The 25,884-nt window shown below is 62.5% G+C and carries 24 protein-coding genes; 9 read left to right on the top strand and 15 right to left on the bottom strand.

Annotated features, from left to right (window positions below; all coding sequences use genetic code 11):
* Positions 1-56 precede the first annotated feature (56 nt).
* Complete coding sequence (locus LDN82_RS14065; protein WP_224164633.1) at positions 57-725, bottom strand: phosphoribosyltransferase family protein; 669 nt, start codon at positions 723-725, stop codon at positions 57-59.
* Between the two features lie 84 nt (positions 726-809).
* Here LDN82_RS14065 and LDN82_RS14060 point away from each other — a divergent pair, with 84 nt between their 5' ends.
* Entirely contained in the window at positions 810-1,223 is a 414-nt protein-coding gene (locus LDN82_RS14060; protein WP_224164632.1) for a MarR family transcriptional regulator, read from the top strand.
* 18 nt (positions 1,224-1,241) lie between these two features.
* Here LDN82_RS14060 and LDN82_RS14055 read toward each other — a convergent pair whose 3' ends face one another.
* The 5 genes from LDN82_RS14055 to LDN82_RS14035 all read right to left on the bottom strand — a co-directional run bounded on the left by LDN82_RS14055 (position 1,242) and on the right by LDN82_RS14035 (position 6,026).
* Positions 1,242-2,072: an alpha/beta fold hydrolase gene (locus LDN82_RS14055; RefSeq protein ID WP_224164631.1), complete on the bottom strand. Its 831-nt coding sequence runs from the start codon at positions 2,070-2,072 to the stop codon at positions 1,242-1,244.
* Between the two features lies 1 nt (position 2,073).
* Complete coding sequence (locus tag LDN82_RS14050; protein WP_224164630.1) at positions 2,074-2,403, bottom strand: biotin/lipoyl-containing protein; 330 nt, start codon at positions 2,401-2,403, stop codon at positions 2,074-2,076.
* The gene (locus tag LDN82_RS14045; RefSeq protein WP_224164629.1) at positions 2,396-3,457 is read right to left on the bottom strand and encodes an alpha-ketoacid dehydrogenase subunit beta; all 1,062 of its coding nucleotides are present in this window, start codon (positions 3,455-3,457) and stop codon (positions 2,396-2,398) included. The genes LDN82_RS14050 and LDN82_RS14045 overlap by 8 nt, the downstream gene beginning before the upstream one ends.
* Positions 3,450-4,502: a thiamine pyrophosphate-dependent enzyme gene (locus LDN82_RS14040; protein ID WP_224164628.1), complete on the bottom strand. Its 1,053-nt coding sequence runs from the start codon at positions 4,500-4,502 to the stop codon at positions 3,450-3,452. Before LDN82_RS14040 ends, LDN82_RS14045 begins: the two co-directional genes overlap by 8 nt.
* Before the next feature lie 138 nt (positions 4,503-4,640).
* On the bottom strand, positions 4,641-6,026 hold the full coding sequence (locus LDN82_RS14035) for an amino acid permease (protein ID WP_224164627.1): 1,386 nt from the start codon (positions 6,024-6,026) through the stop codon (positions 4,641-4,643).
* 176 nt (positions 6,027-6,202) lie between these two features.
* Between LDN82_RS14035 and LDN82_RS14030 the strand changes: the two genes are divergently transcribed.
* From LDN82_RS14030 to LDN82_RS14005, 6 genes are all read left to right on the top strand, one after another.
* Positions 6,203-6,676 (top strand): Lrp/AsnC ligand binding domain-containing protein, encoded by a 474-nt coding sequence (locus LDN82_RS14030; RefSeq protein ID WP_216923913.1) that lies wholly within the window; start codon positions 6,203-6,205, stop codon positions 6,674-6,676.
* Between the two features lie 112 nt (positions 6,677-6,788).
* On the top strand, positions 6,789-7,508 hold the full coding sequence (locus LDN82_RS14025; protein ID WP_223933379.1) for an NUDIX domain-containing protein: 720 nt from the start codon (positions 6,789-6,791) through the stop codon (positions 7,506-7,508).
* Positions 7,505-8,812 carry a quinolinate synthase NadA gene (nadA, locus tag LDN82_RS14020; protein WP_224164626.1) on the top strand — a complete coding sequence of 436 codons (1,308 nt, stop codon included), beginning with the start codon at positions 7,505-7,507 and terminating at the stop codon, positions 8,810-8,812. The genes LDN82_RS14025 and nadA overlap by 4 nt, the downstream gene beginning before the upstream one ends.
* A gap of 46 nt (positions 8,813-8,858) precedes the next feature.
* Positions 8,859-10,682: an FAD-dependent oxidoreductase gene (locus LDN82_RS14015; RefSeq protein WP_224164625.1), complete on the top strand. Its 1,824-nt coding sequence runs from the start codon at positions 8,859-8,861 to the stop codon at positions 10,680-10,682.
* A 10-nt stretch (positions 10,683-10,692) separates the two neighbouring features.
* A complete protein-coding gene (gene nadC, locus LDN82_RS14010; RefSeq protein ID WP_224091063.1) occupies positions 10,693-11,583 on the top strand; it encodes a carboxylating nicotinate-nucleotide diphosphorylase in 891 nt (296 codons plus the stop codon).
* Between the two features lie 5 nt (positions 11,584-11,588).
* Complete coding sequence (locus LDN82_RS14005) at positions 11,589-12,755, top strand: cysteine desulfurase family protein (RefSeq protein ID WP_224164624.1); 1,167 nt, start codon at positions 11,589-11,591, stop codon at positions 12,753-12,755.
* A gap of 122 nt (positions 12,756-12,877) precedes the next feature.
* Here LDN82_RS14005 and LDN82_RS14000 read toward each other — a convergent pair whose 3' ends face one another.
* The 4 genes from LDN82_RS14000 to LDN82_RS13985 all read right to left on the bottom strand — a co-directional run bounded on the left by LDN82_RS14000 (position 12,878) and on the right by LDN82_RS13985 (position 15,612).
* Positions 12,878-13,240: a GtrA family protein gene (locus LDN82_RS14000; protein ID WP_346347090.1), complete on the bottom strand. Its 363-nt coding sequence runs from the start codon at positions 13,238-13,240 to the stop codon at positions 12,878-12,880.
* An 18-nt stretch (positions 13,241-13,258) separates the two neighbouring features.
* Entirely contained in the window at positions 13,259-14,107 is an 849-nt protein-coding gene (locus LDN82_RS13995; protein ID WP_224164623.1) for a fumarylacetoacetate hydrolase family protein, read from the bottom strand.
* 89 nt (positions 14,108-14,196) lie between these two features.
* A complete protein-coding gene (locus LDN82_RS13990; RefSeq protein WP_224164622.1) occupies positions 14,197-14,814 on the bottom strand; it encodes a DM13 domain-containing protein in 618 nt (205 codons plus the stop codon).
* Positions 14,815-14,937: 123 nt separating this feature from the next.
* Positions 14,938-15,612: a DUF1684 domain-containing protein gene (locus tag LDN82_RS13985; RefSeq protein WP_224090863.1), complete on the bottom strand. Its 675-nt coding sequence runs from the start codon at positions 15,610-15,612 to the stop codon at positions 14,938-14,940.
* 62 nt (positions 15,613-15,674) lie between these two features.
* Here LDN82_RS13985 and LDN82_RS13980 point away from each other — a divergent pair, with 62 nt between their 5' ends.
* Together LDN82_RS13980 and LDN82_RS13975 are read left to right on the top strand one after the other, a co-directional pair.
* A complete protein-coding gene (locus tag LDN82_RS13980) occupies positions 15,675-16,541 on the top strand; it encodes a hypothetical protein (RefSeq protein WP_224164621.1) in 867 nt (288 codons plus the stop codon).
* 70 nt (positions 16,542-16,611) lie between these two features.
* Entirely contained in the window at positions 16,612-17,418 is an 807-nt protein-coding gene (locus LDN82_RS13975; RefSeq protein ID WP_224164620.1) for a transglutaminase family protein, read from the top strand.
* Positions 17,419-17,468: 50 nt separating this feature from the next.
* Here the strand turns inward: LDN82_RS13975 and LDN82_RS13970 are convergent, their stop codons facing one another.
* From LDN82_RS13970 to LDN82_RS13950, 5 genes are all read right to left on the bottom strand, one after another.
* Positions 17,469-17,945 carry a MarR family winged helix-turn-helix transcriptional regulator gene (locus LDN82_RS13970; protein WP_224164619.1) on the bottom strand — a complete coding sequence of 159 codons (477 nt, stop codon included), beginning with the start codon at positions 17,943-17,945 and terminating at the stop codon, positions 17,469-17,471.
* Complete coding sequence (locus LDN82_RS13965; protein ID WP_224164618.1) at positions 17,945-19,069, bottom strand: LLM class flavin-dependent oxidoreductase; 1,125 nt, start codon at positions 19,067-19,069, stop codon at positions 17,945-17,947. Before LDN82_RS13965 ends, LDN82_RS13970 begins: the two co-directional genes overlap by 1 nt.
* 136 nt (positions 19,070-19,205) lie before the next feature.
* Positions 19,206-22,421 (bottom strand): efflux RND transporter permease subunit, encoded by a 3,216-nt coding sequence (locus LDN82_RS13960; protein WP_224164617.1) that lies wholly within the window; start codon positions 22,419-22,421, stop codon positions 19,206-19,208.
* 66 nt (positions 22,422-22,487) lie between these two features.
* Entirely contained in the window at positions 22,488-23,993 is a 1,506-nt protein-coding gene (locus LDN82_RS13955) for a malate:quinone oxidoreductase (protein WP_224164616.1), read from the bottom strand.
* Positions 23,994-24,072: 79 nt separating this feature from the next.
* On the bottom strand, positions 24,073-25,740 hold the full coding sequence (locus LDN82_RS13950; protein ID WP_224164615.1) for an ABC transporter substrate-binding protein: 1,668 nt from the start codon (positions 25,738-25,740) through the stop codon (positions 24,073-24,075).
* Between the last annotated feature and the right edge of the window lie 144 nt (positions 25,741-25,884).

Here is a 25,884-nt window from a genome sequence, read left to right as displayed (position 1 = left end):
GTGATTCTCCGGGCGGGCGCGGTTGTAAAACCGGGCCCGCCCCGGGCGTTAAGCAGCTATTTCGCCCTTGGGGCCTCTGCACCTTCCAGCTGCTCCACGACGTCGTGATCCGTCAACTGTTCAAAACGCTCATAAAAGGCCCCAACAGCATGGAATTTGCCCGGCGTGTGCAGTGCCATCACGAAGTCGCACACCCGTGCCAAGGATGTTGCGGCTTCCAGCGAGGCCACGGGAACGGCGGCGACCACCGTGCGGGCACCTGATGCCCGCACAGCCTCCACGGCAGCACGCATGGTGGCGCCGGTAGCCAGGCCATCGTCCACCAGAATGACGGTCTTATCTCGAAGGTCGTTTTCGATTCCAGGGTATTGCCGTGCGCGCCGAAGTAGTTCGGCGCGTTCATGTGCCTCTACTGCATCCAACGCCGCCTGGCTGATGCCATGGGCCAGGACATGTTCCTTCAGCGGCTTGTTGACGATGCGGACGACGTCGCCCTGGCACCATGCAAGTGCGCCGTAGGCAGTCTCTTCGCGTCCCGGTATCCCCAGTTTGCGGACCAGGATGGTACCGAAGGGCAGGTACAACGCGGAGGCAGCCGCCACAGCCAGGGGGACACCTCCGCGGGCCAGGCCAAGGACGATCGTGTCTGGCCGTTCCCTGAACTGGGGGAGTCCTTCGGCAAGGCGCTGGCCGGCTTCCGCCCGGTCCTTAAAACGCATGCCCATTTGCCCCACTTCCACGTAATTTGGCTGCTTCCAGCCTACCGTTCAAAGCTTGCCGGGTGAGGCATCCGCTGGAAGCATGGGCTTGTGAACAAGCCCATTGGATATTGGATCAAAAGGCTCGACGCCGCGCTGGAACTCCAGCTTGATGCCACTCTGGCCCGGGTCAAACTGAGTCGGCGGCAGTGGCAGGCCCTGGGCACTTTGGCAGAGGGAACGGTCCGTCCTGATGAGCTGGATGAGATCCTGCGCCCGTTCTGGGGCAATGACGCGCGCCTGCGGGAGCGGGAGCTTGCCTCGTTGGTGGGCAGGGGCATGATCACGATGATTGATGACCGCCTGGCGCTCAGCGAGCTCGGCCGCGAAAAATACCACGAGGCCCTCCGCTATGTGGAAGCCGCCCGCCAGGACCTTTCCATGGGCATAGGAATCGATGAATATGCCATGGCCTTGAGCGTCCTGGAACGAATGAGCCTTAACGCGGAGCGGTTGAGCCGTTAGCGCCGGCCGGCGCGATCGCTATACACCCAGGAACTCGATGGCCGCGTCCTTGAAAGCCCGGCTGGTGATCACGTTGGTGTGCGTGCGTCCCGGGACCACCAGGGTCTCCACCATGGCACCGCGCTTGCCGGCAATGGACGCAAGCTCAGGCATGGTGGCCGCGCGATCGTCTTTCTCGCCGGCAACCAAGAGAATGGGCACGTGCGGGGCAGCTTCGGCAGGATCGAAGGGCTCACCCTTGATGGCCTCGATCAGCGAAAGCATGGCGAACAGGTCATTGCTCGGCAGCAACTGAGCCATCTTCAGCAACCCCGCAGTGGACTGGTCCTCAATAGGTGTGCCATCGGCCAGGTGCCGCTGGGCGGCGGCGAGGTCGAAGGCTGCCAGGGGATCCGCTGAACTCGGTCCGCCCAGGACGATCCGGTGAACCAGGTCCGGCTGTGTAGCGGCGAACTCCCAAGCCAGCCGGGATCCCAACGAGTAGCCCACGATGTCCAGTCCCGTGGAAGGATCGCCGTCGCGCAGGGGCCGTGCGCCGGCGTCGGTCACGATCTGCAGGAGGTCGGCGCGGATCCGGCTGGGGGTGTACGAATCCAGGTCCTCGGGGGAATGGCTTTGGCCGTGACCGGGAAGATCCACGGTGATGACCCGACGGCCGGCTTCCTGCAGCGTGGTGATCCAGCCACTGTCCGCCCAGTTGAGCTTGCTGGATGAGGAGAAACCGTGGATCAACAGGACGGGTCGTAGTCCGGCATCGGTGGCTGGTTCATGCACTTCAACGAACAATTCGGGGTCGGTGCCCTCAACTGTGTGCCTGTGCTGTTCCACGGTGTGCCTGCCGGTCATCATGTCAGTCCTCATCGAGTACGGCGCTCAGGCGGACCCGGCGCTTGGGTGCTTCGTCCTTTGGAACAGTGCCCACGATCCCGGCGGTGTCATCCGGTACCTCGAACACGATCAGCGGTTCGCCGACGTTGATGATGTCACCGGGCGCCCCGTGAATACGCACCACTTTACCCGCCTGGGGGCTGGGCAATTCGAGGGCCGACTTGCTTGTTTCGAGTTCGACGAGAGGTTGGTTGCGTTCCACCTGTTGGCCCGGTGAGACCAGCCAGTCCAGCACGGTTGCCTCGATGAGGCCTTCGCCCAAATCGGGGAGCGGGAAGGAAATTTCAGCCACGGCGGTACTCCAGTACGCGTTGGATCCCAAAGAGGATGCGGTCGATGTTCGGAATGTATTCGTCTTCGAGATCACCGGAGGGGTAGGGGACGTCGAAGCCGGTCACGCGCTCCACCGGAGCCTTCAGCGTGTCGAAGCAACGCTGCGTGATGAGTTGGGCGACCTCGGCACCAAGGCCTGAGGTCAGGGGCGCTTCATGGACGACGACGGCGCGTCGCGTCTTACCGACGGACGTCGCCAGGGCTTCGGCGTCGATCGGCTTCAGCCAGCGCAGGTCCAGGACCTCGACGTCGATGCCGTCCTCGGCAGCAAGTTCGGCAACCTGGAGGCAGCGGGCCACCATGGCACCCCATGCGACGAGGGTCAGGTGTCGGCCTTCCCGAACCACGCGGGCTCCGGTGGGACTGCCGCCGTCGGACGCCTCTGTGCCGGGAGTCGCGGAGGTGACGTCCACCGGACCTTTCTGCCAGTAGCGGGACTTGGGCTCCATGAAGATGACAGGATCCGGCCGAGTGGCTGCGTACTTGAGGAGGTGATAGGCGTCGTGCGGGTTGGAGGGAGAAACCACTTTCAGCCCGGGAACGTGCGCAAAGAGTGCTTCGAGGCTTTCGCCGTGGTGTTCGGGGGCGCGGATTCCGCCGAAGCTGGGAACCCTGAGCGTGATCGGCATCGGGAGCGTGCCGCGGCTGCGGTAGTTCATGCGCGCGATCTGGCAGATGATCTGGTTGATGGCCGGGTAGGCGAAGCCGTCGAACTGGACTTCCGGGATGGGGTGGAAGCCCGCCATGGCCAGGCCCACCGACATGCCCAGGATGCCGGACTCGGCCAGTGGAGTGTCAAAGACGCGCTCCTCGCCGTGCTTGGCCTGGAGGCCATCGGTGATGCGGAAGACGCCGCCGAGGCGGCCGCAGTCTTCACCGAAGATGACAGTTTTGGGATCGTCGGCCAGGATTTCGTCCAGTGCGCGGTTGAGGGCCTGCTGCATGGACATCTGCAGAACGGGCGCAGCCGTGTCAGTCGCGGTCCCCGGCGCTTCTGTGATCGTCTCAGACATGTTCGGACTCCTTGCGCCACGCTGTGGCCTGGGATTGAAGGGTGGGTGTTGGTTCCTGGAAGACCAGGCTGAACATTTCGGCCCCCGGTCGTGGGCCAAGGGCCTCGATACCCGAACGAATGGCTTCCTCTTCCTCCTCGGCTCTCCGTTGTGCTTCGGCGAAAAACGCTGCATCCGCTACTCCGTCGGCGAGCAGGCGCTGCCGGAACCGCTCAAGGGGATCCTCGCCCGCCCCGAGCCGTTCCTCATCCAGGGTGCGGTAACGTCCGGGGTCGTCCGCCGTGGAGTGGGGCCCGCGGCGGTAGGTCATCGCTTCAATGACAACCGGCCCGTGACCCGCGCGGCAATGGGCGAAAGCCGAACGGGTGGCCTCGAAGACTGCGACGACGTCGTTGCCGTCCACCTGCAGCGAAGGAATTCCGTATCCAGCCGCGCGCGCAGCGACTGAGCCGCCGGCAACCTGGCGCTCCGTGGGGACGGAGATCGCCCATCCGTTGTTCTGGATGAAGAAGACCACTGGCGCCTTCATCACAGCGGCAAAGTTCATGGCCTCGTGGACATCGCCCTGGGAGGATGCTCCATCGCCGAAGTACGTCATGGCAACGCCGCGTTCGCCGTCGGGCTTTCCGGAAAGGGTTTGGCCGTGGGCCCAGCCGACAGCATGCAATACGGATCCCGCCACTACAGCCTGGATGGGAGCGAAGCGGGATTCCAGCGGGTTGTACATTCCGCCATGCCACGTGGCTTTGTGCGTGGACATGTAGCCCACCATGTCCACGCCCATTGCCCGGGCCACGCCCATCTCGCGATATGTGGGGAACACGAAGTCCATGGTCCGGTCAACGGCGTATCCGCTGCCTACCTGCGCGGCTTCCTGGCCCAGCTGGGGCGCATAGCCGGGGATGATGCCCTGGCGCTGCCAGGCGACGGCTGCTGTGTCCAGGTGGCGGACGGAAGCCATCAGGGCGTAGAGCTCACGGAGCTGTTCGTGCGTGAGCGGCGCCGCATCCTCATCGACGGCGGCGAGCAGGTGTTTGGTAGTCATGGCTGTGACCCTAGTCACCGCCAGCGGCTGTGCGCAATCAGCTCAGTTTCAAGGAAACACTTTGTACAATTTGGATACGCAAAGAGGTCCTGCGCAAAACAAATTGCGCAGGACCTCTTGGTTTCAATAGGCAGGTGGCTACTTGATGTGCACGGGCTGCTTACCGGCCTTCGCCTTGGCGTTGAGGAAGCATCCGGCGGCGATAACCAGGATCAGGATGAACGTACCGATCAGCTGGCCGGCGCTCTCAGGGTTGGCAAAGCCCACCACGAGGATGATGCCCAGCAGGACGATCCCCACGGCCGTAAGCACCGGGAAGCCCTTCATGCGCAGCGGCAGCTCGGTTCCTTCGCGGTCGGCCCTGCGGCGCAGGATGAACTGGGAGACCAGGGCAGTGCCCCACACCACCAGGCATGTGGACCCCACGAGGTTCAGGAGCGCAGGCAGTACGTGCTCGGGGAAGAGCAGTTCCAGGACGGTCGCGATGAAGCCGAATGCAACGGAAATCCCGACGGCGGCCACCGGCACCTTGGAGCCGCTCAGCTTGGACAGGAAACCAGGGGCCTCGCCGCGCTCGGACAGGGAGAAGATCATCCTTGAAGCGCCGTAGAGGTTGGCGTTCAGGGCTGACAGCAGTGCGACGACAGCGACGAGCGTGATCGCAGCGCCCGCTCCCGGGATACCGGCGAGGTCCAGTACGCCCGCGAACGGGGACTTCAGGCCGTCGGAGCCAACGGGAAGAGCCGCTGCGATGACGAAAACCGAGCCGATGTAGAAGACCAGGATGCGCCAAACCACTGTCCGGATGGCCTTGCCGACGCTGTGCGCGGGGTTCTCTGTTTCGGCAGCGGCGACGCTGACGATTTCCGTTCCGCCGAAGGCGAAGATCACCACGAACAAAGCAGCTGCGATGCCGCCGATTCCGTTGGGGGCGAAGTCTCCGAAGGCCGAGAGGCCCGGCGAGGCAACGTTGGGCAACCAGCCGAACAGCAGGGCTGCGCCGATGAGGAGGAAGATGACGATTGCCGCGACTTTCAGAATCGCGAACCAGAATTCGAACTCGCCAAAATTGCGTACGCCCACGAGGTTGATGCCGGTGAACGCCACCATGAACACCAGTGCGAGCACCCACACCGGAATCACTGGCCAGACGGTAAAGAGCAGGCCTGCCGCGCCAAGGGCTTCGGCTGCGATGACCACCACCAATTGCAGCCACCAGAGCCAGCCAATGGTGCCGCCGGCGGTCTTGCCCATGGCTTTTTCGGCGTAGACGGAGAATGCTCCGCTGTTGGGGTTTGCGGCAGCCATCTCGCCCAGGGCCCACATGACCAGGATGATCAGGGTACCCGCTACGAGGTAGGAGATCAGGACCGCCGGGCCGGCGGCCTGGATGCCTGCGCCGGAGCCGAGGAAGAGGCCTGCTCCGATGGCGCTTCCGAGCCCCATCATGGTGAGTTGGCGTGGCTTAAGTGAATGGCCAAGGCCGGATGTTGGCGCAGGAGCCGCGATGGACTTCGTTGTCATACGTGTCTACCTTCTATGGATTTCATACTCGGTGTAGCGAGCCGGCCTCTTGGGCTGAGCAAGCTGGGCGTCGACGACGCAGCAAGAGCCGTGGAATAATTCTCGCAGTTTGTAAGATACATCACTTTTTGCTGTGGCGATGTGATGGGTAAGAATCCCCGGGGACAGGAACTTTGATGCTGGTCGATGCGCTTGATGCAAAAATTGTACGTTTCTTCACTGATTCGCCGAGGTCTTCCGTCTTGGAGGCCTCCCGTGTGCTGAGGGTTGCCAGGGCTACGGTGCAATCCCGGATTGACCGAATGATCGAGAACGGAGTGATCGGCTCCTGGGTTCCGCAGCCGGATCCTGCCAACTTCGGCTTCCCCGTGGTGGCATTCTGTTCGGTCACCATCACCCAGGAGATCGGTCACGACGCCATCATCCAGAGCCTGAGCGCCATCCCGGAGATCATCGAAGTGCACACCGTGACGGGGAATTCGGACCTCATGGTGCGTATCGCAGCCCGTTCCAATCCGGACATGCAACGCGTGTTGGACGCCATGATTGCCACCAAATCCGTGGTCCGTTGTTCGTCCGTCATTGTGCTCAACAGCCACATCCAGGGCCGGACCCTGCCGCTGATGGAAGCCGCCGCCAAGTCAGTGTGACGCAAAGCATTTTGCCTACAGGCTGCGGAGTCGTACCATTAGTTCTAGTCATAGTGACTTTAACTCAGGTTCCAGTGCGTGGAGGACGATCTCCAGGCGGCGACAAAGCGAGGTGAACGCCGTGAATCCGATATCAGCCAACGTTGCTGAACGCCGCTTGGCGCCGCCGTCGTTGGCCATTTCGACGGTGATTTTCGCCCTCCGTCCCAGTGAAAAGTCCGGCCGTCCCACGCTGTGGCTTCCGCTGGTCCGTAGGATCCGCGAGCCCTACAAGGACATGTGGGCGCTGCCGGGCGGTCCTTTGGCGCACGACGAGTCCCTTCAGGACGCGGCATCGCGCAACCTCCGGGAGACAACGGGCCTGGCGCCGCAATACCTCGAGCAGCTCTACGCTTTCGGCGGCCTGCACCGATCACCCAGCCAGCGGGTCGTCTCGATCGTCTACTGGGCCCTGGTCCAGCCGACCGAAGCCGCCCTCGCCGACGAATCGGAAAACGTGCGGTGGTTCCGGGCAGACAGGCTCGGCGAACTCGCCTTCGACCACAACGCGATCGTGGACTACGCACTCTGGCGGCTCCGCAATAAAATGGCCTACGGTTCCATCGCCTACCACCTGCTGGGAGAGTTCTTCACGCTCGCGCAGGTCCGCGAAGTCTACGAGGCCGTCCTGGACCGTCAACTGGACCCGGCAAACTTTCGCCGGCACATCAAAGCCACACCGGAAATTGAAGAAACCGGTGAATACCTGCAAGGCGGAAAACACCGTCCGCCACGCCTCTACCGCTTCACCGGCACGCCCGGCCTCGGGCCAGATAACAGGAGTACACCATGAGCAGCGTCAACACTGCCGTCCAGCTGATCACGCGGGAGGAAGCCGAGAAGGGGCTTTCCGCCGCCGGATCCACCTGCAGCCCGGCCCTGGCCAAAGGCCCCTGGGAGTATGACCTTGCCGAGGCACTTGCCGGTGCCCCCGCCTACGGACCAGGAGCCTCCAGCAGCGACGTCGCTCCCAAGGAAACGCCGCGCCAGGGACAGCTCCCGGACGAGTACAAACGGGCAACGGATGCCGAACTGGATGCCCGGATCCGCGCTGCCAAAAAGACGCTCGGGGACCGCGCCGTGATCCTGGGCCACTTCTACCAGCGTGACGAAGTGATTCAGTACGCCGACTTCGTGGGTGACTCTTTCCAGCTGGCCAACGCTGCGCTGACAAAGCCCGACGCGGAAGCCATCATCTTCTGCGGCGTCCACTTCATGGCAGAGACTGCGGACATCCTGTCCACGCCGGAACAGGCCGTCATCCTGCCGAACCTCGCGGCTGGCTGCTCCATGGCGGACATGGCTGATGAGGACTCGGTAGAGGAGTGCTGGGAACAGCTCGAAGAAATCTTCGGCACGGACACTGATGCCCTGGGCCGCGTTCCGGTCATCCCCGTCACCTACATGAACTCCTCCGCTGCGCTGAAGGCCTTCTGTGGCCGGAACGGCGGAATTGTCTGCACGTCCTCCAACGCCAAAGTTGTCCTGGAATGGGCCTTCGAACGTGGGCAGCGCGTCCTGTTCTTCCCCGACCAGCACCTGGGCCGCAACACGGCAAAGGCCCTCGGCGTCCCGCTCGAGCAGATGCCCATGTGGAACCCGCGCAAGGAACTGGGTGGCAACGACGAACAGACGCTGCTGGACGCCCGCGTGATCCTCTGGCACGGCTTCTGCTCGGTCCACAAGCGCTTCAACGTAGGCCAGATCGAGAAGGCCCGCGTCGATTTCCCCGGCGTGAACGTAATCGTGCACCCCGAGTGCCCCATGGAGGTCGTGGATGCCGCGGACTCCGCCGGTTCCACCGACTTCATCAAGAAGGCCATCGCTGCCGCCACCGAACCCACCACGTTCGCCATCGGTACGGAAATCAACATGGTGAACCGGCTCGCTGCGGAAAACCCACAGCACACGATCTTCTGCCTGGACCCCGTGATCTGCCCCTGCTCCACCATGTACCGCATCCACCCCGGCTACCTCGCATGGGTGCTGGAGGAACTCGTCGAAGGACGCATCGTCAACCGCATCACCGTGGATGACGCCGTGCAGGAAAACGCCAAAATTGCGCTGGAGCGCATGCTGGCCGCCAAGCCTGCCTAACCCGCTACCCACGCCGGTCTACCGGACGATCCGAATCGAGCCTCACATGACCTCAGGAAGCGTTGCTGAAGGGCGCACGCCCAAGCGGCTGATCGTCGTCGGAAGCGGCATCGCGGGGCTGTATTCAGCCTTGCTGGCCGCCGAAGCCGGAGCCGAAGTGGTGCTGCTGACCAAGGGTGCGCTCGCGGACAGCAACACCTACTACGCCCAGGGCGGGATCTCCGCCGTGTTGGACGAGCCAGCTCCCGGTGACACGGTGGCTGCGCACATCGCCGACACCCTCAAGGCAGGGGCAGGCCACTGCAACGAAGAGGCGGTGCGGGTGTTGTGCACTGAGGCGCGGTTGGACATCGCGGGACTGGGACGGTTCGGCGTGCAGTTCGACCTCGACGACGACGGCGACCCCGCCTTGGGCCTCGAGGCCGCCCACTCAGCTCCGCGCATCCTGCACGCCGGCGGCGACGCAACCGGTGCCGGGGTGGCCGCAGCGCTGATCCGCGCCGTGCTGGATGCACAGGCGGCTGGACGGATCACGGTGATCGGACACGCGCAGGTCACCTCGCTTTCGCTGGATGGCGCCCGCGTTATGGGGTGCAGCTTCATCCACGACGGGCAAGAGCTCGGCCTCCAGGCAGACGCCGTACTCCTGGCCACCGGAGGAGCAGGCCAACTGTTTGCGCAGACCACAAATCCCTCCGTGGCCACCGCCGACGGCCTTGCGCTCGCATGGCGTGCCGGAGGCGCCGTTGCAGACCTTGAGTTCTTCCAGTTCCACCCAACATGCATGGTGATACCGGCCGAGGCCAGGGAGGCAGACGGGAACAACGAACCCCTGCTGATCTCCGAAGCAGTGCGGGGGGAAGGGGCCATCCTGGTCGATGCCGGTGGACACCGGTTCATGCCCGGCTATCACCCTGATGCGGAACTCGCGCCCAGGGACGTCGTCTCCCGCAGCATCGCACTTCACCTGGCCCAACTCGGCGACCCCAACGGCCACGTGTTCCTCGACGCCACCGTGATCGAAGAACAGCGTGGCCAGGGCTTCCTGGCCAGGCGCTTCCCCACCCTCAGCAAGCGGACGCGCCAAGCCGGTGTCGACTGGACCCGGCAACGTGTCCCCGTAGCACCCGCGGCCCACTACTGGATGGGTGGTGTGGTGACCGACCTCTACGGCCGCACATCTGTGCCGGGCTTGCTCGCCGCGGGCGAGGTTGCCTGCACCGGCGTCCAAGGGGCCAACAGGCTGGCCAGCAACTCTTTGCTCGAAGGGCTCGTGTTCGGGCGGCGTGCTGTTGAAGCGTTCTTGGGGTCGACAGGCGGAGCCGCAGGCCCCTTTGCGCCTGCGCTCGCGCCTCGTACCGGCGATCGCCTCGCAAGCTCGGCGGCCGGTTCGGGCGCTCACGCGACAACGGCGCTGTCGGGGCCTCCGGCCTCGCCTGTCACTTCGGTTTTCGAAATGGATGCTATCCCGGTTCCTATTTCTTGGGAGTTTGAGTCTATGCCGGGTCCGGGTGCTCGTGAGACGTCCTTTGGGCACGCGGGGGTGTTTTCGCGGCAGGCACTTCGCCGGCTGATGACTGCCAAGGCCGGCGTGCTGCGTACCGGTGGGTTGTTGGCAGAGGCCGCTGAAGTTTTGGGTTCCTGGGAGGGCGAAGTTGTTCCCCTGGAGGTGCCTGATTCCCTTGATCCCCGGGAGCATGAGGACTCCAACTTGCTCCTGGCGGCACAGTTGCTCGTCCATGCGGCCCGGGAGCGGCGGGAGTCGCTGGGGGCGCACTACCGCAGTGACGGCGTCAAGGAACCAGCCGCCGTCGAGGATTTTGACAAGCGTTACACCATGAGCCGGAAAGCGAGCCTCGTCAATGACTGACCTGACCTCCATGACCAACCTGACCCTCCCCGCAGCACCTGTACGGGACATCCTGGAGCGGGCCTTCGCGGAGGACGCACCCAGCGGTGACATCACCTCGCAGCTGCTGATCCCCGCCGGCGCGCGTGCCACGGCGGTCCTGAATGCCCGCGTCCCGGGCGTCTTCAGCGGTGGAACGGTCTTCCGCGACGCCATGAAGCTCGTTGACCCGGACACCGAGGTGGAATTGCTGCTCGCCGACGGTGAAGCGTTCGACGCCGGAACCCACCTCGCGCGGGTCACCGGCAGTGCACGATCGGTACTGTTGGCAGAACGCGTCGGACTCAACCTGGTGCAGCGGATGAGCGCCATTGCCACCAAGACCGCAGAATTCGTCAGATTGGTTGAAGGAACGCGCGCCCGGATCACGGACACCCGCAAAACCACGCCCGGTTTGCGTGTCCTGGAACGCTATGCCGTGCGCTGCGGCGGGGGAGCGAACCACCGCTACAGCCTCTCGGATGCCGTCCTGGCAAAGGACAACCACTTGGCTGTCATGACCGGCGGAGACTCCGCGAAACTCACTGAACTGCTCGCAGCCGCCAAAGCCCAGCTGGGACACACAACTCACTTTGAAGTTGAAGTTGACCGGGCAGACCAGATCGAACCCGTCCTGGCCGCGGGAGTGGACACCATCATGCTGGACAACTTTTCCATCGATGAACTCCGGGCAGGCGTCAAACAGGTAGACGGACGGGCAAACGTGGAAGCCAGCGGAAACGTCAACCTCAACACAGTGGCAGAGATCGCCGCGACAGGCGTGGACGTCATCTCGATCGGCGGGCTGACGCACAGTGTTTCGGCACTGGACCTCGGGCTGGACATTGAGCTGCGGACTGATGCAGAGCCGAAAGCAGTCTGACTTCCATGATCTTCCTGGACGCTGCAGCCACCACGCCGGTCCGGCGCGAAGTACTCGAAGCCATGTGGCCGTACCTCAGTGGCGGGTTTGGCAACCCATCCAGCCACCACAGCCTGGGTGAAGCGGCCGCCACTGCGCTCGCAGAGGCGAGGTCAGCCGTCGCGAAGGTGCTCAGTTGCCGCGCGGGCGAGGTGACCTTCACCTCGGGCGGCACGGAGGCTGACAACCTGGCTGTCAAGGGAATCGCACTGGCCCGGCATGCAGCCGATCCCTCGCTGAAACGGGTAGTGATAAGCGCAATCGAGCATCCTGCCGTGGAGGAGTCCGCCCGTTACCTCGAACGCGTGCATGGCTTCACGGTGGACGTGGTGCCGGTGGACACGGACGGACTCGTCTCAGTGGACGCGCTCCGGGCCGTCCTCCGGCCGGAGACAGCCTTGGTGAGCATCATGTATGCGAACAACGAGATCGGTACGGTCCAGCCCGTCGCGGACCTCGCTGCCGCAGCCCACGGGATGGGCATCCCCTTCCACACTGATGCCGTCCAAGCGGCCGGCTGGCTGAGCGTGGACGTCAAGGCCCTGGGCGTGGATGCGCTGAGCCTTTCCGGCCACAAGCTGGGCGCGCCCAAGGGATCCGGTGTCCTGTTCACGAAGGGTCGGATGCGCGTGGAGCCGTTGGTTCATGGGGGAGGCCAGGAGCGGGGAAAGAGATCCGGGACGGAGAATGTAGCCGCGGCCGTGGCATTGTCCACGGCACTGACGTTGAGCCTGCGCGAGCAGCCGGAGTTGGCGGCCCGGGTTTCAGAGCTGAGGGAGCGGTTCGTCGCGCAGGTCCTCCAAACCGTCCCGGGCGCCATACTGACAGGGCATCGAAGCCGGAGGCTGCCATCAATCGCATCGTTCTGCTTCCCTGGAACCAGCGGCGAATCAGTCCTGCTTGAGCTGGAACGCCTTGGCGTGGTTTGCTCCAGTGGTTCCGCCTGCGCGGCGGGATCGGACGCCCCGTCGCCAGTACTCTTGGCGTTGGGCATGGTCCCGGAGATAGCGCAAACAGCCGTGCGCTTCAGCTTCCCGTCAACTGTTACCGAAGCCGAACTCGAGCAAGCTGCCGGAGCCGTGGAAACCGCCGTCGGGCGTGTCCGGAACCTGGCAACACCGCAACCGGGCTAGTTACACGTGGCGGGCGCGGCGGAAAATCCAATGCCTCAAGAGCGTGAACCGGACGCCTGTGGCAACGAAGCCGGAGAGCGTCGTGGTCCAGAGTTCTTCGCTGACAGTAGCCTCGGGATGGATCAGATGCAGGATGCCCAGGCCCCCCCAGTGATGACCAGGGCAATCCCTATGACGATCAACCCATGCATGTGGTCCTGGCCGCGTTTCCTGCTGCCGCTGATCTTGAAGGTCAGCCTGCGGTTGAGCGCTGTGTTCATGATCGAGGTCACGATCAACGCCACGGCGTTGGCGAGCTGGGGGTCAATCCAGGGACGCAGCAGCGCGTAGAGGGCAAGCGAACTTGCTGTGCAGAGAATTCCGACGCCGGTGAATCGAAGCAGTTGCCGCACCACGGGGTACTTGAGAAGGCCGCGATGCCTCTTCCTGGGGGGCTTTTGTATGGGAGGCGGGCGCAGTTCGGTGGCGTCTGCGGCTGTCTCCATGAGGTTAAGCCTGACACACTATGCGGGCACACCCTCCCAGGAAGCGGTGGTGACGGGGTTGGCGAGCTCCCCAATTCCTTCCACCCGGCACACCACGGTGTCACCTGGCTGAATGCGCGCGCATTCGGCGGGGAAGCCAGTCAGGACCAGGTCGCCGGGGTGGATGGTCATGAACGAGGTCAGATAGACCATGATTTCGTCCACTTTCCAGCCGAGGTCCGCCGAGCTTGCGGTTTTGAGCGCGGTGCCATTGTGGACGATCCCGATGGAAAGATCTGCGGCGTCGAGGTCGGTGACGATCCACGGACCTGCAGGCGTAAAGGTGTCCTGGCTCTTCGCGCTGATCCAGAGTTCGTCGGTCTTTTGGAGGTCGCGTGCGGAGACATCGTTCCCGATGGTGTAGCCGAGGATTGCCGACCCCGCCGTTTCCAGCGTCAGGCCCCGCGCTGTACGTCCGACGACGACCGTCAGTTCCGCTTCCGGGTCAACATGACCAACGTTCGAACTCAGCTGGATCGCTTCGCCGGGGCCGATCACGCTGGAGGCGGCCTTGTGAAATGCCTGTGGTTGAAGGTCCCTGCCAGCCTGCCCGGTGTTGTGGGCCATGCCAAAGACGTTGGCCGGCACTGAAGGTGCGAGGAAAGTGAAAGAACCCTCGCTCACCCCCGTCCCCGGTTCCCAACCGAGCCGCGTGGGGCTACTCGCGTTTGCCCTTGATGCCTCGAAGGGCGAATCGATAACAAGCCAGTGCGTCCCCGCTTCGGATTCGAAGTCATGGGCGTCGTTGGCAACGAAGAATTGCTCGTTGGGATCCTGTGAATCCAAGGGGCGGACGCGGGCGATGCGACGGGGAAGGCGGAAAGTCATGATGACATCCTACGTCCTGCAATCTGTTGTGGGGCCCGCTTTACGCCCTAAGACCCCTTGTACAGGCGCAGACGTGGCCCCACAACGGGTCAGGCAAGCTGCGCCGATCCGAAAGCGACGCTGAAACGGTCACACCAGAGCACCACCGATGACAGGCCTGAGACGTCCACCCCGGATGGGATGACGTAGTTCTGGTTGCCGTGCGTGGCCTTGATGGGGCCGAGGTCCACATACCGACCCGAGCGGTACTTGTACCAATCGCCTCCTGCTTCAAGGCTGCTAAGCCAGACCTTGACGTCCGGCCCGTCGCTGCTGGCCAGGTTTTCCAACCTCAGCACACGGGAGCCATCGGGCAGTTCCAGGAGCTGTGCAGTACCGGAAGTCTGATGCTCCTGGGATTGGAAATTGCCGAAGCCCAGCACCACAGGTTCCGTCTTGACTGCTGGCGTGGAGGCAGAGGTGTTGGGGGCAGGGGAGCCACTGCCCTGTGCGTCGGAAGTCAGTGCATCGGACGTCGGTGCATTAGAGGGAGACGCCGATGTTGATGAAGGAGGATCCCACGGCAGGGCCTCGTTCACGCTGCTGCTCGTAAACAGCCGCCAGGGCTGGAACAGCGCGGCCCCAACGATGACCAGGACCACGACCGCCACGCCCACCACGGAGGCAAGGACCCTGTGGCCACGGATCATCCGCCCAATTCTGTTCATGCTCCAAGGCTAGGCTTTTACGGTCCGGCCCACAGTTACCAAAACTTACGGTTCCGTGACGCTGACTTCGTCCTTCCCAGGCGCCGCAGTGTCGGTCCGCACCGCGGCTGGCTTCGGGAGGCGTTAGCCTTCTCCCAAATACAGTTCACCCACTGGTACCTCCGCTGCGAGCCGGTTGGCCGGTCCGGCAAGGGGGCACGCCCAGGCTTCGTTATAGGCGCAGGACGGGTTGTAGGCGAAGTTTAAGTCCACGATGAACTCCTGCCGTTCATCGATGCGGCGAACACCGTGGTAAGCGCCCTTCACGGTGTCCAAAAGGTATCTTCCGGCGCCGTAGCTTCCACCCTCTTTGCCGGCGGTAGCGTCGCGCAAAGGCACGAAGATGCCGCCCCCATAGCTTCGCAGCCGCCAAACGGCCAGGGACCCGAGCCCCGGCAGCTCAAAGGTTCCAATCCTCACAAACGGAACTACGCCGTCGGTCCCTGTCTGAACATTCATTTCCTGTCCCGTTCCCTCCGGCGACAGCGGAACGTACATCCGGAAGGCGGGATCGTAGTCGGCCGTACGCAGCCCGGAGAAGGATGCTTTCATCTCTGCTGTCAGGGCGGATGCGGGATGGGTAGCAAACATCCGGTCCCGCTCCTGGCGCCAATAGTTGTGTGCATCGAACGGATCCGTAGCCGCCAGCTGCCGCACTTGGTCATAGAGGGCGAAGGTCCGAAGCCGCCAGTCCGCAACGTCAACGGCGGACATGGCGGGCATGTTGTCCTCGAATGCGTCGTGCTGATCGGGAGCCATGTCTTCAGCCTAGTACGCCGTCAAATCCCGTGTCGGGCCTTCCCCGCCGATAAGCTGTGCGCATGAACGGCACTCCCTACCCCAACGGCATGACGGCGAAGCTTCGGTTCGGCGCATTGGTACTGGGTGCTGTCCTGCTTACTACTACCGCGGCCTGTTCCACTGAAAACAAGGGGCCACAGGTTTCCCAGACCTCCGGCTCCCATCCCAATGGTTCAGAGTCAGGCCTCCCGTCCCAAGGCTCCGGGTCGAAAAGCACGACGCCGCCAGGAGACGCCGTCTCCAACCCGCCGTCCGCGACACCCGGCTCAAGTGCTGCAACCAGCTCTGACCCGAGCCCGGCAGCCACGGCGTTGACCTGGAAGACCTACACGGATCCGGCCAAAAAAATCAGCTTCGAACTCCCCGGCGATTGGATTGCCCAGTCGGTCACGGCTCAAGCCGGCTCATTGCCCGGTGCCCTGAAGGTCGAAGTCAAAGATGGCGGGGGCCGATACATCGCGACCCTGCAGACAGGTCTGCCTCCTGCAGGTCCAATCTCTTGCCCCGCGGGCCAAAGCCATCCCTACGTTGTTATCAGCAGTGTGCCGCTGGATGTTCCGCACTCCGATGGTCCGGACACCATTGATCCCCGCGTCGTTTTCCGCGTGATCCAGGGCTACAAATTCTTCGGATCCTATGGCATCACCAACATGGTGGCTGGCGCCGACGGGCATGCCTGCGAACTGAGGAACCGCGTTCAGGGGCCTGCCGGCAAGGGCGACTACTCTTTCGGGGATGTCACGGCGGTCCATGCCTTCGCCGCCGATGAAAAAGTAGCCCCCGCAAAGACTTTTGACACCTTGGACCTGGCCGCGAAGTACGTCGCCCACGATTCTGAATTCGCGAACGTCCAACGGATGCTACTGTCTCTGAAGGTCAATCTGTAGTCCTGCGGTTGGCTGATCCACACAACGGCGACATCGGGGGCTGTCCCGCCGCAACCCACCCCGGAGATCAATGGAACGCAACGTTGCTGCCAAGCTCGTTTTCAAGACTGTAGCCAACACGAAAGTGGCCATGGCCATTGCCGTGGCCAACAATCCGGGGTACGAGTCAGTGACGGAAACACTCTCCATCACTCTGGATGGGAACGAGATTCCTTTCGCTGAACTCAGCGACCATCACGGGGGCCGCTTCCAATATATGGAATTCGCGGAGCCCAGCGAAGTGACGGTTGACTATCAGGCAACGGTCCATGGCTTCGCAGAATGCGACACACCCTCTCCGATGGAACTCATCCGGTACGTCCGGCCGAGCCGCTACGCCGAATCTGATCGGTTGCTGCCCACCTCTTACGCCGAGTTCGGCAGCCTTGGCGGGGCCGAACTGCTCCACGCTGTCCGCGATTGGGTCAACGGAGAACTGCGTTACGTCAGTGGGTCCTCACGAGGAACCGACGGGGCGGTGGAGACGCTTCTCCACCGCCGGGGTGTATGCCGTGACTTCGCCCATCTGGCCATCGCCCTGTTGCGGTCCAAGGATGTTCCCGCCCGCCTCGCGGCTGTGTACGCACCCGGTCTGAGCCCCATGGACTTCCACGCTGTGGCAGAGGCCTACATCGAGAATGAATGGCACATCATCGATCCCACGGGGCTGGCGCCCCGCGGGTCCATGCTTCGCATTACGGCAGGACGGGATTCTTCAGACACAGCCTTCTTGTCCACTGTAGGTGGCAGCCTGTCGCTGAAGACCCTCAAAGTCAGCGCATCAGTCAACGGTGAGCTCCCAATGGAGGATCCACGGCAGCTCGTCCGCCTGCGCTAAGATAACCTGCGCTGAAATTAACCTGCGCAGGATGGCGGAGGGTGGCAGGCTTACCCGTGCGTCCCCTGGTGTCCTGCCACCGAGGCCCGCAGCTTCTCCGTCAGCCGCAACAGCTCGCGCTGCTCCTCCACAGTCAGCGCCGGCCCCACGAGTTGCGCAATATCACGCACGTGTTCCCGGCCAATTGTTTTTTGCAGCTCGCTGCCTGATTCGGTCAGGGACAGCAGCACTCCACGACCGTCGTCGGGCGCTGTTGTCCGTTCCACCAAACCGCGCTTCTCCAGACGGTCCACCAAACGGCTCAGGCTGGACTGGCTCAGCAGCACTTTGTCATTGATCTCGTTCAACCGCAGCTGGCCCGAAGGGCATCGCGAGAGCGTGAACAGGACGTCGTACTCCTTCACGGGCAGTGATTTGAACGCAGGACCTGATTGAAGTTTCCGCATCACCGCCACCTGGGAGCGGAACAGCGACTCCCAGGTCTCGGCGGCGAGGCGAACGGCGGATGACGCCGAAGGGCTGGACATCAGGCCTCCTGACCCGGGGCTCCAGCTGGAGCAGACTCGTTGACGCTGGCCTCCATGGCGGCGGCAACGCGGGAAGCATGCGTTGGCGCGTCCGGCACGTTGGCCGGCTTCAAGGCAGCATATTCCTTGCGGAGCACGGGTAGGACTTCCTCGCCGAAGAGGTCAAGCTGCTCCAGTACGGTCTTCAGGGGCAAACCTGCGTGATCGATCAGGAACAACTGCCGCTGGTAGTCGCCAAAGAACTCACGGAAGGTGAGCGTCTTCTCGATGACTTCCTGCGGACTGCCCACGGTCAGGGGAGTCTGTGAGGTGAAGTCCTCCAAGGAAGGGCCGTGGCCGTACACCGGTGCGTTGTCGAAGTACGGACGGAACTCCTTGACGGCGTCCTGGGAATTCTTCCTCATGAAGAACTGGCCACCCAATCCCACGATTGCCTGGTCGGCCGTGCCGTGCCCATAGTGCTCGTAGCGCTCGCGGTAGAGGCCGATCAACTGCTGGTAGTGCTCCTTGGGCCAGAAGATGTTGTTGGCGAAGAAGCCGTCGCCATAGTAGGCAGCTACTTCGGCGATCTGCGGCGTGCGGATTGATCCGTGCCAGACGAAGGGGGCAACGCCGTCCAAGGGGCGCGGTGTGGACGTGAAGTTCTGCAGTGGTGTGCGGAACTTGCCTGACCAATTGACCGTATCCTCATCCCATAACTTGCGGAGCAGGCTGTAATTTTCGATCGCGAGCTCGATCCCGTCCTGGATGTTCTTGCCGAACCAGGGGTATACAGGAGCTGTGTTCCCGCGCCCAAGCACCAGATCTACCCGGCCATCGGAGAGATGCTGCAGCATCGCGAAGTCCTCGGCGATCTTGACCGGGTCATTCGTGGTGATCAGGGTTGTGGCCGTGGACAGGGTGATCCGCTCGGTCTGGGCTGCGATGTAGGCCAGGGTGGTGGTGGGGGAGGATGAGAAGAAGGGCCGGTTGTGGTGCTCGCCAATGGCATAGACATCCATGCCGATTTCTTCAACCTTTTTGGCGATGGCAACGGAGGCCTTGATGCGTTCGTTCTCCGTGGGCGTGCGGCCCGTGGTGGGGTCAGTGGTGATGTCACTGACGCTGAATACGCCGATCTGCATGATGTGCCTTTCTCCCTGCCCGTGGTCCCGGGCTCTGTAAACAGTGTATCCCAAACTAGATGCATTTGCATGTATCACTGCCTGTAACAGGACAGGGCCGGGAATTGTTCCCGGCCCTGTTGGCTGTGATGCGGCGCTACTCCGCGGGGTTGTTTGCCGCCCGGCGTCCCGTAACGCGGGGCACCATTCCAGTGGTCCAATCGGCGAAGTCGTCCTTGCCGTTCCCGCCGTTTCCCGGACCGGGTGTGACTTCGGGACGGTGTTGCAATTGCTTCAGGAGTTGTTTTTTCTCCCGGCGTCCCTCCACCAGCTTGTAAAGGACGGGGACCAGGATGAGTGTTAGCGCCGTCGAGGACACCAGGCCACCGATCACGACGATTGCCAGCGGCTGCGAAATGAAACCACCGCCACCAGTGAGGCCCAGGGCCATCGGAGTCAGCGCGAACACCGTCGCCAACGCCGTCATCAAGATGGGACGCAGGCGCTGACGGGCACCGTGGGTAATGGCATCAGCCACGTTCATGCCCGGCGTGCCGTTGTGGGGTTTGCGGTACTGGTTGATGAGGTCGATCAGCACGATTGCGTTGGTGACCACGATGCCAACAAGCATCAGCATGCCAATCAGCGATGGCAACCCCAGCGGAACGCCCGTAGCCAACAGCAAGCCCACAGCGCCTGTCGCGGCGAAGGGGACAGAAACCAGGAGGATCAGCGGCTGCACCAACGATTTGAAGGCAGCCACCATGATCACGTAGACGATCGCAATCGCGGCCAGGAGAGCCAGGCCAAGTTGCCGGAAGGACTCTGCCTGCTGCGTCGTGGCACCACCGATCGCGGCAGTGACGCCGGCAGGCAAGTCAACGGACGCCAACCGCTTCTGAACCTCCGTGCTGACGCTGCCAAGGTTGGACCCCGACGGCGTCACCGTCACCTTCGCGGTCCGCTGGCCGTTGCTGCTGGTGATGGACACCGGCGTATCGACTTGTTCCACGGTCGCGATACTTTCCAGCGCCACAGGACCACGCGGCGTCGGAAGTGGCAGTGCGCGTACCGCCACGATGCTGGTAAAGCGCGTTCCCTTTCCAATCTGGACGGGGTAGTCGTTGGTCTCGATGCGTACCGTACCTGCCGGAACCGGGCTGACGGTCGACGCCAGCAAAGCCCCCACCTGCTCCTCCGTCAGACCGGCGGCCACTGCCTTCGCACGATCCACGCGCACTTGGACCACGGACTGGTTCGCGGCGAGGTTGGTAGACACCTCGGTGCTTCCGGGTACGTCCTGCATCGCCTTGACCATGGTGTCACTTGCAGATTGGAGATCAGCGGAATTGGCGGCCTTGATGGTGATGTCCACCGTCGATGATGTGCCAAATCCGCCCTGCTGGGAACCCACACTGATCTTGCCCGCTGCACCCTGGAGCTTGGAGCGGACATCATCCTGAAGCTTCTTCTGGTTCGCTTTCTCGTCCGTAACGATCGTGAAGGTCGAGTTGGAGGAGCCCGTTGACGTTAGCGCGGCGAAGCCCGACTGGGCGTTACCGGACGTCACCTGGACGTCCTTGATGCCCTCCATGCCCCGGAGCATATCCTCCACCTTGGTGGCTTCAGCGCTGGTGGCCTCCAGGCTCGTTCCTGCGGGAAGGACCTGGCGCACTGTCATGCTGTTCTCGCCGGATCTCCCCAGCAGGTCCGTAGCAAGCAGCGGCGATACCGCGACCGTCGCCACCAGCACCAAGGCCGCCGCAGACAAAGTAAGGACGGGGTGCTTCTGGGTCTTCGCGAGGATAGGCAAGTAACCCCGCTGGAGCCGGCTGCGCTGCTCGGCCTCCCGGGCCTTCGCAGCAGCCTCGTTGTGCGTGATTGATACTTCGGCATCCTGGCGGGGCGAAGGAAGGAACCAGTAAGCCAGGACTGGAACGATCGTGAGGGAAACCAGCAGTGATGACAACAGGGCGATGGTTACCGTCAGGGCAAAGGGCCGGAACAACTCGCCCGCGAGGTCGCCGACGAAGGCGATGGGCAGGAAGACAGCCACTGTGGTCAGGGTGGACGCAGTGATAGCGCCGGCAACTTCCCGGATGGAGGTCAGGATGGCGGCCAGCTTGTGTTCGCCATAACTTAAGTGCCGCTTGATGTTCTCGATCACCACGATCGAATCATCAACGACACGGCCAATGGCGATGGTAAGCGCACCGAGAGTAAGGATGTTCAACGAGTAGCCCGTGGCGGAAATGCCGATGAATGTAATTAAGAGGGAAAGCGGGATCGACACTGCGGTAACCAGCGTGGACCGCACGGACATGAGGAAGACAAGGATGACAGCGACCGCAAATCCCAGGCCAAGGAGCCCTTCGGTGGTGAGGTCCTTGATGGACTTCTCTATGAAGGGAGCCTGGTCGAAGACTGGCGTGAAGGCAGCGTTGTTCCCCAACTCTGCTTCCATCGGCGCAAGTGCGTCCCGCACCGCGTGCGAAATTGCCACAGTGTCGCCTTCGGGCTTCTTGGTGACTGACAGCGCCAGCGTTGGCTTGCCATTCGTGCGCGTGATGGACGTGGCGGGATCGTCCTCGATGCTGACATCAGCCACAGTTCCGATGGTGGCGGAATCCTTGGCGCCGGACATCGGCAAGCCCTTAATGACGTCAAGGGAATCAACCGGGCTGCCCAGCTGCAGGGACAGGGTTTTGCCCTGGTCCTCTACGGTGCCCACAGGAACCAGGGCACCGTTGTTCTTCAGTGCGCTGCTGATCGACTGGATGGACGCACCCTTCGCCGCAAGATCGGCAGGGCGGGGCTGGATCAGGATGTGCTGCTTGGAGCCGCCAGTCAGATCGGCGCCGCGTACGCCGTCGATTTTTTGCAGTCGGGGAACGCTCAAGCGCTGGAGGTCGGCATTGAGTTCGCTGAGTGGTTTGTCAGAGGAGACAGCCAGGAACACGATCGGAAAGTCACTGATGTTGCCGGCAATGGATTGAGGTTCGACGTCGGCCGGAAGCACGCGTTTGGCGTTGGATATCGCGCGGTCGATCTGGTTCCGTGCACGGTCAAGGTTGGAGCCGTACGTGAACACCATGGTGATCTGCGAAACACCATTGCGGGATGTGGAGGTAGTGGACTCAAGTCCCTCGACGCTGTTCAGGGCCGTCTCAAGGGGCCTGCTCAGCTGCTTGTCCACCACTTCGGGAGAAGCGCCCGGCATGGAGGTAATGACGGTGATCTGCGGGAACTCGATCGACGGAATAAGTTCCTGCTTGAGCGAGCCCATGGTGATCACGCCGAACACCGCCGCAAAGACGGTGATCAGCGCGATCAGGGCACGGTTTCCCAGGGACAACGTGGCCAGGCGGAACATTGCATAGTCTCCTGAGATCTACGGAATAATTCGGCTGACGGGAACCCGGCCGCAGCCCCGGCCGGCCTAGCTCTGAAGGGCGTTGGCTACTTCCAGTTGCAGCGACCGTGCAGTGCTTGCCTCAAGCTCGGCGGCAAGCTCCGGGTTCTCGTTAAGCTTCACGCCATAGCCCGGCATCATGTCCTTGAGCTTGGACTGCCAACCCTTGAAGTTCTTGGGGAACGTCTTCTGCAGCAGCTCAATCATGATCGGAACAGCCGTGGAAGCTCCCGGAGACGCACCCAGAAGGGCGCCGATTGAACCATCGCGGGACGCGATGACTTCAGTACCGAACTGCAGTATGCCGCCCTTTTGCGGGTGCTTCTTGATTATCTGGACGCGCTGGCCTGCAGTGATCAGCTCCCAATCAGCGCCAACGGCCTCGGGATAGTACTCACGCAAGGACTCCACCTTCGCCTCGTGGCGCTTGGCTACCTCTTTGATGAGGTAAGCAGTGAGGTCCATATTGTCCTTGGCCACCGCCAGCATCGGAATGATATTCCCCGGGCGGATGGACAGCGGGAGGTCCAGGTAGCTGGAGGTCTTCAGGAAGTTCGTGGAGAAACCAGCGTACGGCCCAAAGAGGAGTGAACGCTTGCCCTCAACAAACCGGGTATCCAGGTGGGGGACGGACATGGGTGGGGCGCCAACGGACGCCTGGCCATATACCTTGGCGCTGTGCTGGGAGGTGATGGACTCGTCCGTGCAGCGGAAGAACTGGCCGGAGACGGGGAATCCGCCATAGCCTTTGCTTTCCGGGATGCCTGAGGCTTGAAGCAGGTGCAGTGCGCCACCACCGGCGCCCACGAAGACGAACTTGGCGTGGATGCGGCCGTGCTCACCTGACTTGGGGTGTTTGAGGGAAAGATCCCAACCGCCACCTGATGCACGATGGATGTTGGTGACGTCGTGGCCAAAGTTGACCTCGGCGCCGGTGGCCCGCAGGTAGCCGGTCAGTTCACGGGTCAGGGCGCCGAAATCGACGTCGGTGCCTTCCGCCGCGCGGGTGGCGGCAACGCGCTGCTTGCGGTCCCGGCCCTTGACGATCAGGGGTGCCCACTTGGCGATCTTGTCCTGGTCCTCGGTGTATTCCATGCTGCGGAACAGCGTGTTGGGCTTGAGGGCCTCGTACCGGGTCTTCAGGAAGTTCGCGTGATCGTCGCCGATGACGAAGCTCATGTGCGGAACACTGTTGATGAAGCCCTTGGGGGAGCCAATGACATTGCTGTCCACCAGATGGGACCAGAACTGGCGCGAAAGTTGGAACTGCTCATTGATGTGGATGGCCTTGGAAGGATCCACGGAGCCGTCTTTGGCCGCGGGGGAGTAGTTAAGCTCACACAGCGCAGCATGTCCGGTGCCGGCGTTGTTCCATGGTCCGGAGCTTTCGAGTCCCGCTTCTTCGAGTCGTTCAAAGAGGGAGATGGTCCAGGTGGGTTCGAGTTGCTTGATGAACGCACCAAGGGTGGCACTCATGATTCCGCCGCCAATAAGGACGACGTCGGCATGTTGAGTCTTGGAAATGAAGGTCACGATCAATCTCCGTTAGCGGCGGCACTGGCTGTCACAGAATATCCCCGGGCAGACGCAATACTGAAATTACAGGGAATCGTCAAGGCTTTAAGCGGACGTTTGTGAAAACTTCGTTGAGGACAGGTGAAGCGGGATAGCTTTCCACCTTGTCGGACAGGGCAAGCGCCGAGATGGGGAAGGCTATGGGCACGGCCGGTACGGAGGCCGCTATCTCGGCATTGATGGACTGGTACTGGGTATTGCGCTCATCGCCATCGGGCAGGGCGCGGGCCCGCTCGATCTTGTGGAAAACTTCCGAATCCGTATATCCGAACTCACCCCTGGCCTCTCCGAAAAGCGGGCCCAGGAAGTTGTCAGCGTCCGCATAGGAGCCATTCCAGCCCAGGAGGTGCAGGGCGTGATCGCCAGGGGACTGCACCTTTTGGAGATAGCCATCCTCCCAGTCCACGGGAACCGGCTTGATATTGATGCCTACGGCGACGAGCTGGCGGCTGATCTCGGCGTAGATCTTCTCCGGGGTGGGCATGTAGGCCCGTGTGGCGTTGAGCGGATAGTAGAACTTCAGTTCCTCGCCTTTGTACCCGGCCTTCTCCAGCAGCTCCTTCGCCTTCTCCGGGTTGTATCCCAGCGACGGGGCATTGTTGTTGAAACCGCTGAGCTTCGGTGGAACAAATTGAGAAGCTTGTGCCGTGTTGTCTATGAAGAACCTGCGGATGAGCGATTCCTTGTCAATAGCCATCTCGATGGCTTGGCGGACTTCCAGCTTGTCCAAGGGTGCAACCGCCTGGTTCATGCCGAGGTACATCACCGAGAACGGGTCACGCTGGATGATCTGGACACCCTTTTTGACCAGTTGATCAAAGGTTCCGGATGTCACCAGATCGTAGGCGTCGATCTTGCCGTCCAGGAGCGCTTGCTGGCGCGTTTCGGCGTGGTCGTAAGGAATGAAGTTGATGACGGCGATTTGGCCCCTGTTGCCCCAGTAGCCCTTATAGCTGGTCAACGTGATCTTGTGTTCGTCCCAGGCAGTGAATGCGTAAGGGCCTGTCCCCACCGGATGGCTGGCGTAGGCGGACACCGCCTGGCCATTTTGCGCCTTGTCCAGGACGTTGGCCTTCTGTCCTTCCAAAGCGGCGGGGGAGGATATGGCAAAGGCGGGAAGCGTCAGGGCCTGCAGGAAACCTGTAAAGGGCCGGGTGAGGTTGATCTGGACGTTGCTGGCGGAAACAACCTTGCAGTCCTTGAAGATCGAAAACACGGGCTCGTCCGAATAGGCCTTGAAGACGCCTTGGAATGAGATCCCGGGCGCTTGCTTCCTCAGGTCGGCGGGAAACGTAAACCAGCGGTTGAAGTTGGCGCAAACGGCAGCGGCATCAAACGGCGTTCCATCATGGAAGGTTACTTTTTCACGCAGCTTGAAGTCGTAGCTCAGCCCGTTGTTGCTGTCTTTCCATTCCGTGGCGAGGAGGGCAGTAGTCTGCCCCGTGGTGCCGTCGACGCCTACAAGTCCCTCAAGGACCTGGCGGGTCACGCGGTATGACTCCGAATCTGCTGTCATTGCAGGGTCGAGGCCCAACGGCATGGATGCCGTACCGAAATTAAACGTAGCCGTCGGCTCCGCAGCTGCCGTGCTGCTTGCCGATGACGACGCTGCAGGCCCAGGCGTTCCGGTACATGATGCCAGTCCCAAAATCACGAGGACTGCCGTGAACAGTATTCCCAGCCGCCGTATCTTGCTGCTTGCCACTCTTGTCCCCTCAAGCCGGTCGGAAGTGCTGTGGCCGGCTTCGGCCAGACCGCATTCCAGTCTAGTTGAACGCCCCCGGTGCCGGTTCAGGCGTGTTGCGGGCATGGTCCCCGTCTGCTTGAGGAAAGAACACCCCCGGTCCGA

The sequence above is a fragment of the Arthrobacter sp. StoSoilA2 genome, from assembly GCF_019977195.1.
Lineage (GTDB): Bacteria > Actinomycetota > Actinomycetes > Actinomycetales > Micrococcaceae > Arthrobacter.
Note: the sequence above shows the minus strand (reverse complement) of the source record. Positions and strands in the feature narration are given on the sequence as shown.